This window comes from Janthinobacterium sp. P210006, from assembly GCF_036231885.1.
In the GTDB taxonomy this organism is placed as follows: domain Bacteria; phylum Pseudomonadota; class Gammaproteobacteria; order Burkholderiales; family Burkholderiaceae_D; genus Janthinobacterium; species Janthinobacterium violaceinigrum.
Map to the genome: position 1 here is coordinate 505,670 of NZ_JAZARD010000001.1, position 11,553 is coordinate 517,222.

Annotated in this window: 10 protein-coding genes; 8 read left to right on the plus strand and 2 right to left on the minus strand. The window is 64.4% G+C overall.

What is annotated here, in order from left to right:
* The first annotated feature begins 170 nt into the window (after positions 1-170).
* Both VPH41_RS02240 and VPH41_RS02245 read left to right on the plus strand, forming a co-directional pair.
* Positions 171-1,910, plus strand: coding sequence for a proline--tRNA ligase (locus VPH41_RS02240; protein ID WP_328568826.1), 1,740 nt, complete (start codon positions 171-173; stop codon positions 1,908-1,910).
* On the plus strand, positions 1,907-2,524 hold the full coding sequence (locus tag VPH41_RS02245) for a lytic transglycosylase domain-containing protein (RefSeq protein WP_328568827.1): 618 nt from the start codon (positions 1,907-1,909) through the stop codon (positions 2,522-2,524). The genes VPH41_RS02240 and VPH41_RS02245 overlap by 4 nt, the downstream gene beginning before the upstream one ends.
* 217 nt (positions 2,525-2,741) lie before the next feature.
* Here VPH41_RS02245 and VPH41_RS02250 read toward each other — a convergent pair whose 3' ends face one another.
* Together VPH41_RS02250 and ffh are read right to left on the minus strand one after the other, a co-directional pair.
* Entirely contained in the window at positions 2,742-3,137 is a 396-nt protein-coding gene (locus VPH41_RS02250) for an SWIB/MDM2 domain-containing protein (RefSeq protein WP_071650146.1), read from the minus strand.
* Between the two features lie 436 nt (positions 3,138-3,573).
* A complete protein-coding gene (gene ffh, locus VPH41_RS02255) occupies positions 3,574-4,941 on the minus strand; it encodes a signal recognition particle protein (protein ID WP_099401615.1) in 1,368 nt (455 codons plus the stop codon).
* Positions 4,942-5,229: 288 nt separating this feature from the next.
* Here ffh and VPH41_RS02260 point away from each other — a divergent pair, with 288 nt between their 5' ends.
* The 6 genes from VPH41_RS02260 to VPH41_RS02285 all read left to right on the plus strand — a co-directional run bounded on the left by VPH41_RS02260 (position 5,230) and on the right by VPH41_RS02285 (position 11,483).
* Complete coding sequence (locus VPH41_RS02260) at positions 5,230-5,739, plus strand: sigma-70 family RNA polymerase sigma factor (protein WP_152285089.1); 510 nt, start codon at positions 5,230-5,232, stop codon at positions 5,737-5,739.
* Positions 5,736-6,740 (plus strand): FecR domain-containing protein, encoded by a 1,005-nt coding sequence (locus VPH41_RS02265; RefSeq protein WP_328568828.1) that lies wholly within the window; start codon positions 5,736-5,738, stop codon positions 6,738-6,740. The genes VPH41_RS02260 and VPH41_RS02265 overlap by 4 nt, the downstream gene beginning before the upstream one ends.
* A 111-nt stretch (positions 6,741-6,851) precedes the next feature.
* Positions 6,852-9,053 (plus strand): TonB-dependent siderophore receptor, encoded by a 2,202-nt coding sequence (locus VPH41_RS02270; protein WP_328568829.1) that lies wholly within the window; start codon positions 6,852-6,854, stop codon positions 9,051-9,053.
* 110 nt (positions 9,054-9,163) lie between these two features.
* The gene (locus VPH41_RS02275; RefSeq protein WP_152259590.1) at positions 9,164-9,445 is read left to right on the plus strand and encodes a hypothetical protein; all 282 of its coding nucleotides are present in this window, start codon (positions 9,164-9,166) and stop codon (positions 9,443-9,445) included.
* Complete coding sequence (locus tag VPH41_RS02280; protein ID WP_328568830.1) at positions 9,442-11,145, plus strand: PepSY-associated TM helix domain-containing protein; 1,704 nt, start codon at positions 9,442-9,444, stop codon at positions 11,143-11,145. The genes VPH41_RS02275 and VPH41_RS02280 overlap by 4 nt, the downstream gene beginning before the upstream one ends.
* Positions 11,142-11,483, plus strand: coding sequence for a DUF3325 domain-containing protein (locus tag VPH41_RS02285; RefSeq protein WP_152259591.1), 342 nt, complete (start codon positions 11,142-11,144; stop codon positions 11,481-11,483). The genes VPH41_RS02280 and VPH41_RS02285 overlap by 4 nt, the downstream gene beginning before the upstream one ends.
* The last annotated feature ends 70 nt before the right edge of the window (positions 11,484-11,553 follow it).

Here is an 11,553-nt window from a genome sequence, read left to right on the forward strand (position 1 = left end):
TTTTTACATAATTACCCACAACTTCGCAAGCCGGTCACCTTTTCGGGGTGCGAAAAGCGCCGGAATCGCACCAATTGAGCGCATTTGTGTAAAGTATGGACGCATCAGCCAGCTAATCCTTTAAAATTAGGTTGATTATAACCCTCTCTTTTTAAAAAGAATTCACCGTTATGCGCGCCTCCCGTTTTTTTATTTCCACACTTAAAGATGCACCTTCTGACGCGGAAATCGTCAGCCACCAATTGATGATGCGTGCAGGCATGATCAAACGCCTCGGTTCCGGCATCTATACCTACATGCCGATGGGCTTGCGCGTGATCCGCAAGGTGGAAGCCATCATCCGTGACGAGATGAACAAAGCCGCCGGCATCGAACTGCTGATGCCGCTCGTGCAGCCGGCCGAACTGTGGCAGGAGACGGGCCGCTGGACCAAGATGGGCGACGAACTGATGCGCGTGAAAGACCGCCACGGCCGCGAATACGCGATCCAGCCCACGTCGGAAGAAGTCATCACGGACGTCGTGCGCACGGAAATCAAGTCCTACCGCCAGCTGCCGCTGAACTTTTATCATATCCAGACCAAGTTCCGCGATGAGCGCCGCCCCCGTTTCGGCCTGATGCGCGGCCGCGAATTCACCATGAAGGACGCGTACTCGTTCGACCGCGACCTGGCCGGCATGCAAGCGTCGTACAAGGTCATGTTTGACGCCTACACGCGCATCTTCACGCGCTTCGGCCTGAAATTCCGCGCCGTGGCAGCCGACAACGGCGCCATCGGCGGTTCCGGTTCGCACGAATTCCACGTCATCGCCCACACGGGCGAAGACGCGCTCGTGTACTGCCCGACGTCCGATTACGCGGCCAACATGGAAGCGGCCGAAGCGCTGCCGCCAGCGGGCGAGCGCCCGGCCGCCGCCCAGGCACTGACGAAAACGGCCACGCCGGATACCGTCAAGTGCGAAACCGTGGCTGCCCTGCTCGGTATCGAACTGGCGCAGACCGTGAAAACCATCGCCCTGACGGTGGAAACGACGGGCAAGGACGAGAAAGTCACGAAACAGCACTTCATGCTGCTGCTGCGCGGCGACCATGAACTGAACGACATCAAGGTGGGCAAGGTTGCCGGCCTGGCCGGTCACCGTTTCTCGACGGAAGCGGAAATCCTGGAAGTCTACGGCACCATCCCTGGCTACCTGGGCCCGATTGGCACCCGCGCCCCCGTCACCGTGGTGGCGGACCGCACGGTCGCCCACATGAGCGACTTCGTCTGCGGCGCGAATGATGCCGGTTTCCACTACACGGGTGCCAACTGGGGCCGTGACGTGGCCGAGCCTGCCATCGTGGCCGACCTGCGCAATGTCGTCGCCGGCGACGCGTCGCCGGACGGCCAGGGCGCGCTGGCCATCGAGCGCGGCATCGAAGTGGGCCACGTGTTCCAGCTGGGGACGGCGTACTCGGAAAGCATGAAAGCCACCTTCCTCGACGAAAACGGCAAGCCGGCGCCGCTGCAGATGGGCTGCTACGGTATCGGCGTGACGCGCATCCTGGGCGCCGCCATCGAACAGAACTTCGATGACAAGGGCATCATCTGGCCCGCATCGATCGCGCCGTTTGAAGTCGTGCTGTGCCCGATGGGCATGGACCGCAGCGAACTGGTCAAGGAAGAGACGGAGAAGCTGTACGCGGCCCTGCAAGGCGCCGGCGTCGATGTCATCGTCGACGACCGCGGCTTGCGTCCAGGCGCCATGTTCGCGGACTGGGAACTGATTGGCGTGCCGCACCGCATCGTCATCGGCGAGCGTGGCCTGAAAGAAGGCAAGCTGGAATACCAGGGCCGCCGCGACGCGGAAGCGACCGGCGTGGCGCCGGACGCGATCGTCGCCTTCATCCAGGGCCAAATGGCGCAGTGAAGCGCCTATCGGTAAGCAAGGCGGCTGGCGCGCTCGCGCTGGCCGCCGGCCTGGCCTGCGTCTCCCCGGCGCAGGCCGGCAACCAGAAAGAGGAGGCGCTGGCCGACTCCGTCCGCCTGGCCCTGTCGCACGCGATCCGCGACGAGCGCCCGCCGCAACCCAAGTTTGCCACTCCCATCGAGCTGCAGCGCTACCACCAATGGCTGGCGCAGATGTCGCAACGCCTGCAGCGCAAGCTGCCGGACGCGCAGCTGCGCACGGAATTCCTGGAAACCGTCTGGTACGAAGCGCGCCGCGCAGGGCTGGAACCGGCCCTGGTGCTGGGCCTGATTCAGGTCGAGTCGGCCTACCGCAAATATGCCGTCTCGCTGGCCGGCGCGCGCGGCTACATGCAGGTGATGCCGTTCTGGACGGGCGTCATCGGCGACAGCGACCGCAGCAAGCTGTTCCACATGCAGACGAATCTGCGCTATGGCTGCGCCATCTTGCGCATGTACCTGGATATGGAAAAGGGCGATTTGTACCTGGCGCTGGGGCGGTATAACGGCAGCCGGGGAAGGCCCGAGTATCCGAATGCCGTGCGGGCGGCGTGGCGTAGTTGGGAATTCAAATGAGGGCCGGGGTCAGACCCCCTCGACCGTTAGCGCAAGCCCCTGAGTTGGCGGCATAGAGGGTCTGACCCCAGCTGTCGAGTTTGGGGGCAAGGTAACGTTACCTTGGACCACGGGTAAGGGCCGGGGTCAGACCCGACAGGGTCTGACCCCAAAAAAAATGCCCCGCTCGCAGTGATGCGGCGGGGCACTCGCTCGGTGTTAGCCGGCGCATAGCTGCTTATTTCAAATGATCGGAGATCAGTTTCGTCATTTCAAACATGGAGACTTGGGCTTTGCCGCCGAAAACAGCTTTCAGCTTGTCGTCCGCATTGATCATGCGGCGGTTGGCCGGATCTTGCAGATCGAGTTTTTTGATGTAATCCCATACCTTTTTGGTCACTTCCGTGCGCGGCAGTGGTGCTGCGCCAACAACGGCGGCCAGATCTTTCGATGGCGTCATTGCTTTCATGAATGCTGCGTTTGGTTTGCGTGGTGTTGCCGGTGCTGCCGCTTTCTTCGCCGCTGCTGGTTTAGCTGCTGCTTTGGCTGCGGGTGCTGCTTTCTTGGCGGCTGCAGGCTTGGCTGCTGCTGCTTTGGCTGGCGCTGCTACTGGGGTTTTTTTGGCTGTTGCCATCTTCGAGCCTCCTTAACAAACACATGGGAAATTGCGCAATTAATCGCACGGCTAATATTGGTGTGGATTTACCTTGTATGCAAGTGTTTTTCACGTTTTCACGAGGAAAAAGCAGGGAAATCACGCGCCTGTCGCCCGGGCGCACCGCTTGGGGGCGCGGAACGGCGTTTTTGCCCGTAAATGGCATGCTTGCTGACTATGCGGGGAGGGGCACTGCGGGGGAGGGAAGAAATGATGCCGGACACATGAAAATGCAATCCGGCATTATTTTATAACGGTGTTTCTTGACTTGAACTACGTCTCACGCGGCGTAAAAAAGGCCTTCAAAATCACAGCGAGCGGATGGTATTTGTGGCCGAGAAGCGCAACCGTACTTTAGTACGGTGAGCATCGCCGGCCGCAAAGACCACCGCGCAGCGGATTTTGAAGCCTTCCACTACCTCATGCCGGGCATCATGCCCTTCATGGAGCGCATCATCTTCATCATGCCGCCGCCCGACAATTTCTTCATCATCGTCTGCATTTGCTCGAATTGCGTCAGCATGCGGTTCACTTCCTGCACTTGCACGCCGGCGCCGGCGGCGATGCGGCGCTTGCGCGTGGCCTTGATCAGTTCAGGCTTGGCGCGTTCCTGCGGCGTCATCGAATCGATGATGCCGCACATGCGGCGCACCTGTTTATCGGCCTGATCCATGTTCTTGCCGCCTGCCGCCTGCTGGAACTGGGCCGGCAGCTTGTCCATCAGGTTGGCCATGCCGCCCATTTTCTTCATCTGCCCCAACTGCGCCTTGAAGTCGTTCATGTCGAACTTGCCGCCGACCTTGATTTTCTGCGCCAGGTCGGCCGCCGCCTTGCTGTCGACGCCCTTGCGCGCCTCTTCCACCAGGGCGAGGATGTCGCCCATGCCGAGGATGCGGTTGGCCATGCGGGTCGGGTCGAACGCTTCGAGGCCGTCGAGTTTTTCCGACACGCCGGCAAACTTGATCGGTTTGCCCGTGATGTGGCGCACGGACAGGGCCGCACCGCCGCGCGCGTCACCGTCGAGCTTGGTCAGCACGATACCCGTCAGCGGCAGCGCATCATTGAAGGCCTTGGCCGTATTGATGGCATCCTGGCCCAGCATGGCGTCGACGACAAATAGGGTTTCGATCGGTTTCACGGCGCCGTGGACGGCGGCGATTTCGCGCATCATCTCTTCATCGATACCGAGACGGCCCGCCGTATCGATGATCAGCACGTCGTGGTAATGCTTTTTCGCCCAGTCCAGCGCGGCCAGCGCGATATCGACGGGCTTGTCCGTGCTGGCGGACGGGAAGAAGTCGGCGCCTACCTGGGCCGTGACCGATTGCAGCTGGGCGATCGCGGCAGGGCGGTACACGTCGGCCGAGACGGTCAATACTTTCTTCTTCTTTTCTTCCTTCAGATACTTTGCCAGCTTGCCGACGGTGGTGGTTTTACCCACACCCTGCAGACCGGCCATCAGGATGATGGCGGGCGGCTGCTGGGCAAAGCTGATCTGCGACGCTTCCGGTCCCAGGTCGGCGCCCATCAGGGCGGCCAGCTCGCGCTGCACCACGCCCACCAGGGCCTGGCCTGGCGTGAGCGAGGAAATGACATCCTCGCCCATGGCTTTTTCTTTGACTTTGGCGATGAATTCGCGCACGGCGGGCAGGGCGACGTCGGCTTCGAGCAGCGCCAGGCGCACTTCGCGCAGCATGTCGGCGGTGTTCGCTTCGGTCAGGCGCGCCTCGCCGCGCATGGTCTTGACGACTTTGGCAAGCCGTTGGGTGAGATTATCTAGCATGATGAACCTGCAATGAAAAGCTTGGGAGTGGGCGGCGCTAAGAGTCTACGCCAGCAGGAGATGCCTGCATCTGCTGGGGGAGGCCCTAAACCGGACGATGGGCGCCATTTTACCCCATCGCGGGGCCCTGGCGGTCCCACGCTGCACAGCCTGGCGGTTGGCCTGCTTTTGAATTAGTTGGTATTTCTGGCAATGCCACGATTGCACGAAAGCCAAAAACACGGTTAAAATGAGAATAATTCTTATTTACATTCGCAGGCGCGCCGCGCCTGACGGGAAAGGGATGCCATGTCGGCCGCCGATTTTGCCCAGCAACAGGACTTGCACGCGCTCTACAGCAGCCATCACGGCTGGCTGCAGGGCTGGCTGCGGCATAAGCTGGGCAATGCGGGCGAAGCGGCGGACCTGGCGCAAGACACTTTTATCAGCGTGCTGAGCAACGGCACGGCGCCGCAGATCCGCGAAGCGCGGCCTTTCCTGGCCACCATCGCGCGGCGGCTGGTGGCGCACCGCTACCGCCGGCAAGTGCTGGAAGACGCGTATCTGGCGGCGCTGTCCTGCCTGCCGCCCGAGGCGGCGCCCGCGCCGGAAACGCGTTTATTGGCGCTGGAAGCCTTGCAGGAAATCGACACGGCCCTCGACGGCTTGCCGGGCCCCGTGCGCACGGCGTTCTTGCTGGCGCAGCTCGAAGGCCTCAGCTATGCCGAGATCGCCGCGCGCCTGCAGGTGTCGGCCAGCTCGGTCAAGCAGTACCTGACGCGCGCCAACCGCCAGGTATTTTTCTCCCTGCCGGCATGAGCACGGCGGGCGGACCTGCGGCCCCGGCGGCCATCCGCGACGAGGTGCAGCAGCAGGCGGCCGAGTGGCTGACCATATTGATGTCGGGCGAGGCCAGCGAAGCGGAATACGCCGCCTGGCAGCGCTGGCGCGGCGCCGACCCTGAACATGAACGGGCCTGGCAGCATATCGAAGCCGTCACGCAGCGCTACAAAGGCGTGTACCGCGACGGCGCGCAGCGCACGGCGGCCGCGCAGGCGCTGGCCAGTGCCGGGCCGCCCGCCAGCGGCAAGCGGCGCCAGTTGCTGGCGTGGCTGGGCGTGGCGGCTGGCGGCGGCCTGCTGGCCGCGCAGACGGATGCCTGGCAGGGTGTGCGCGCCCTGCGCGCCGACTACCGCACGGCCACGGGCGAGCGGCGCGAGGTGGCGCTGGACGATGGCAGCGTGCTCAATCTGAATACGGGATCGGCCGTGAACGTGCGCTTCGACGGCGAGCGCCGCCTGATCGAACTGCTGGCCGGCGAAATCCTCGTCGTCAGCGGCCGGGGCGCCGGCAGCGCCGCGCCGCTGGAAGTGGCCACGCGCGAAGGCCTGGTGCGCGCGCTGGGCACGCGCTTTGCCGTGCGCCAGCAGGAGGGCTACAGCACCGTGGACGTGTTTGAAAGCGCCGTCGAAATCCGTCCCCGCGACGGCGGCGGCACGCCTCTGCTGCTGGCGGCCGGGCGCGGCGTGGCCTTTTCCCGCCATGCGCCGGATGCGCCGCACGCCATCGATGCATATGCCGATGCCTGGTCGCGCGGGCAGCTGATCGTCGATGACGTGACCCTGGGCGATTTCCTGGCCGACCTGGCCCGCTATCGTCCCGGCGTGATCGACTGCGCGCCGGCAGTGGCGCAGCTGCGCCTGTCGGGCGTGTTCCCGCTGGCCGACACGCAGCGCATCCTGAGCATGCTGCCCCATTCGCTGCCGGTGCAGGTGCGCAGCCGCACGCGCTATTGGGTGACGGTCGAACCGGCGCCATAGCGCCTCCGCAAAAAATATCGGCCGTCCGGCTGCCCGTTTTTCGTTTTCGCGGCACCTACAGAGTAGGGCGCCTGTTTTTAGCGTCCCATGACGCCATTTTTCAGGATTTTCATGCAACAGGTTTCGCATATTGTCAATTTCGCATCGATCCGTCCTCAGCGGCATCCGCTGGCGCTGGCCGTGGCGGCCTTGTGCCTGGCCGCCGGCACCCAGGCGCTGGCTCAGCAGGCGGCCCCCGTCGCTCCTGCCGCCGAGCAAACCATGGGCGGCGTGTCCGTCACGGCGGGACGCGATGCGGCGACGGAAGGCAGCGGCTCCTACACGACGGGCGTGAGCAATACGGCAACCAAACTGAACCTGTCGCTGCGCGAGACGCCGCAGTCGGTCAGCGTGCTGACGCGCCAGCAGATCGACGACTTGGGCATCACCACGCTGGACGACGCCGTGCAGTCGATCACGGGCCTGGTCATGCAGAAGGGTAACTTTACAGGCGATTCGGGCAGCTTCAGCGCACGGGGTTTTCCAATTGATAACATCCTGTTCGATGGCTTGCCCACCAGCCTGGGCGCGAATGGCACCTTCAATGGCGACAACGACGACCTGGCCATCTATGACCGCATCGAGGTGGTGCGCGGCGCCACGGGCTTGACGACGGGCAGCGGCACGCCCAGCGCGGCCATCAACCTGGTGCGCAAGCGCCCGACGGCCACGCCGCAGGCGTCATTCTCGGCCAGTATCGGCAGCTGGAGCAACTACCGGCTGGAAGCTGACGCGGCCAACGCGCTCAACGAAGCGAAGACGCTGCGCGGGCGCATCGTCGCGACGCTGCAGGACAAGCAGGACTACGTCGATGTGCTGCATGGCCGCAATCACCAGCTGTACGGCATCATCGAAGCGGACCTGCGCCCCGACACCACCCTGACCGTGGGCGCGCATTACCGCAAGACCGATAACGACGGCGTCACGACGGGCGTGGTCACGGCCGCCGACGGCAGCTTCCTGAACCTGCCCCGCTCCACCTACCTGGGCACGGACTTCGACGGCTGGCGCCAGACCGATCAAACCATCTTCGCGGAACTGGAACACCGCTTCGGCAACGGCTGGAAGGCCAGGCTGGCGGCCACGCGCAAGACGCCCGAGATCGACACGACGTTTTCCGGCATCAGCCGCCGCGGCGACACCCTGCGCTTCAATTCGCAAAGCTACCGCGCGGAAGTGGCCAATACCAGCTATGAAGCGTATGCCGGCGGCAGCTACAGCCTGTTCGGCCGCCAGCATGAGCTGACGGTGGGCGCCAGCCACCGCCGCGCGTCGAAAAACAGCTATGGCGGCTGGGCGCCCTACAGCTGGAAAGAGAGCGCGCCCGTGATCGATCCCTACCACTGGGATGCGGGCAGCGTGGCGCGCCCCGCCATCGATTATGCGCAGTGGCGCACGGCCAGCATCACCGAGCAAAGCGGCGTGTATGCGGGCACGCGCCTGCGCCTGGCCGATCCACTGTCGCTGGTACTGGGCGGACGCCTGAGCTGGTACAAGGACGACGCGGGCTACTCGGTGGCGCGCGAATTCACGCCGTATGCCGGCGTCGTGTATGACCTCGACAAGCAGCATTCCGTGTACGCCAGCTGGACCGAAATCTTCCAGCCGCAGGCGGCCACGGACGCCAATGCGCAGCCCTTGAAGCCGATCAGCGGCACCAACTATGAAGCGGGCGTGAAAGGCGAATACTTTGGCGGCGCGCTCAATGCCAGCGCGGCCGTGTTCCAGATCCGCCAGCAAAACCGCGGCGTGGACGACCTGGCCGGCCCGAATCCCTGCCCCGGCAGCACCTGGGGCTATTGCCAGCGCGCGTCGGGCGAAGTGCGCAGCGAAGGCGTGGAGCTGGACGTGGCGGGCGCGCTGACGCCCGACTGGCAGCTGTCGGCCGGCTATACCTATGTGAAGGCGCAATTTACGCGCGACAGCGATCCGGCCAATATCGGCAAGGATTTCAACAGCCGCTATCCGCGCCAGCAGCTCAAGCTGGCCACCAGCTACCGCCTGTGGGGCGCCGCGCAGGGCTGGCGCGTCGGCGCCTCGGTGTACGGGCAGGGCGCGACCGAGTCGGGCGACGGCACCTACCATCTGCGCCAGGGCCGCTATGCGATCGTGGGCCTGAACGCGGCCTGGCAGGTCGACAGCCGCGCCGAGCTGCGCCTGAACGTCAACAACGCGCTCGACAAGCACTATTACCAGAGCATCTATTCCGATGTCTTCGGCAACCTGCCCGGTGCGCCGCGCAATCTGATGCTGACCTTGAATTACAAGCTGTAACTTATTAAATTTACATTATCTATCTTGATGAAGGATGCATGGCTTATGGAAGTGCAGTTGAATCTGGCCCGCGATGGCGTGAACCAGCGCAGGGCAGCGGGAGCGCCGCGATGATGAAATCGGCCAACATGATGTTGTTCTCGCGCGTGCTCGCCGCCGTCCTTGGCGGCTATGCGCTCACGTCCGGCGTGGCCGTGCTGCTGTCGGCCGTGCTGCCGCTGTCGCGCGCCGAAGCCGTGCTGACGGCCACCCTGAGCGCGTTTGTCGTCTACACCTGCGCCGTGATCTGGGTCTTTGCCGTGCAGGACCTGCGCCGCGCCTGGCTCGGCATGCTGCTGCCGGCCATCGTCTGCGGCGGCATCGGCATGCTGCTGTCGAGAGGTGCCGCATGAACGCCGTCAAAGTAGACAAGGTGGCCAAGACGCCGCAGCAGGGCGGACTGCGCCAGGCCATGGCCTGGCTGCATACGTGGAGCGGACTGTGGATTTCCTGGCTGCTGTTCGCCATCTTCCTGACCGGTTCCCTGGCCGTCTTCGACGACCCGATCGGCCACTGGATGACGCCCGAACACGCTTTGGCCGAGGCGGCGCATGCGAACGATCCGCCGCTGCCCAAGGTCACGGACCGCGCGCACCGGCTGGAGCTGGCGCTCGACTTCATGGCCAAGGAGCATCCGAAGGCGGACATGTGGGAAATCTGGCCCGTGCAGCGCCCCGGCCACGGCCTGTCCGCCTACTGGTTCCAGCCCAATGGCGGCTATGGCTCGGCGGAACTCGATCCGCTGACGGGCGCCGTCGTCGAGCATGCGCGCGAGGCGACGGAGCGCGAAACCATCGGCGGTCACCATTTCGTCGATTTCCACTACGAGCTGCATGCGGGACGCATCGGCGTATGGATCGTCGGCATCACCACCATGATCATGCTGGTGGCGCTGGTGAGCGGCGTCATCACGCACAAGCGCATCTTCAAGGACTTCTTTACCTTCCGCCCGGCCAAGGGCCAGCGTTCGTGGCTCGACGCGCATAACGCGGTGGCCGTGCTGACCTTGCCGTTCCAGTTCATGATCGCCTACACGGGCCTGGCGTTCTACAGCGACGACTATGTGCCGGCGCCCGTGGTGGCGCAATACGGCGCGGACCATGGCAAGCAAGCCTTCCTGAGCGACTGGAACGACTCGGGCAAACCCGTGCGCATGGGCCAGCCGCTGGCCATTCCATCGCTGGAACCGTTCGCCCTGCGCGCCGAACAGGCCATCGGCCAGGAAATCCGCGCCGTGGTGCTGGACAATCCGAACGACGCCTCCATGCGCGTATGCATGTATGGCTGGAATGAAGAGACGGAGACGCTGCAGCGCATCAGCGCCAACACGGGCATGGCCTGCTATGCGCTGGCCACAGGCGAGCAGATCGCCGTGCGCGCGCCGGGCGAGTCGAACACGGGCGGCGCGGGCCTGACGCGCGTCGTCATGTCGAACCTGCACATGGCCGGCTTCGGCGGCACGCCCATGCGCTGGCTGTACTTCCTCTGCGGCCTGGCCGGCACGGCCATGATGGGCACGGGTGCGATCCTGTTCATGGTCAAGCGCCGCCAGCGCGCGGGCGGCGAGTTCGGCGCCTGCACGCAGCGCGTGTACCGCGTCATCGAATGCCTGAACGTGGCGGCCATTGCGGGCCTGGCGGTTGCCTGCGCCGGCTTCCTGTGGGCGAACCGCCTGATCCCTGTCGGCATCGAGCACCGCGCCGGCTGGGAAGTGCGCGCCTTCTTCGGCGTGTGGTTCGTGATGCTCGTGCATGCCTGCCTGCGCGGGGAAAAGCGCGCCTGGATCGAACAATTGTGCGTGCTGGCCGCCCTGTGCCTGCTGCTGCCCGTGCTGAACCTGCTGAGCACGGGCGACAACCTGGCGGCGCAGATCGCGCGCGGCGACTGGGAAAGCGCGGGCGTGGAACTGGCCAGCATGGCCTTTGGCCTGCTGGCCGGCTGGGGCGCGTGGAAAGTCCACAAGCGCAAGGAAAAACCGGTGAAGAAGGCCGCCGGCAAGGAAAGCCCTGCGCCATCGGCCAGCCTGCAAATCAATACGGAAGGACAGTCATGATCAATACCATCCTGTGCGCGCTGGGCCTGGCGTATGCGGGCATGGCCAGCCTGTCGCTGGCGATGGACCGCCATCACGGCCAGGTATGGGGGCGCGACGCGGCGCCGAACGTGCGGCGCGCGCTGCAATTGGCGGGCACGATCCTGCTGGCGCTGGCCATCTGGCCCTGCGTGGCCGGCTGGAGCGCCACCGTCGGCGTGGTCGCGTGGCTGGGATTCCTGTCGGCCGGCGCGCTGCTGGTGGCCCTGCTGCTGCCGTATGCCCCCCGCTTGCTGTTTCGTAGTTCCCTGCTGGCAGCCGTCGCCGCGCTGGCAGGGCTTGTGATGTTCCTGCGGTGATGTTCACCGCCATTTTCAAGGATAGACCGATGCACTTTTCACGTTTGGCGACACCGTTTTACTTTACCTG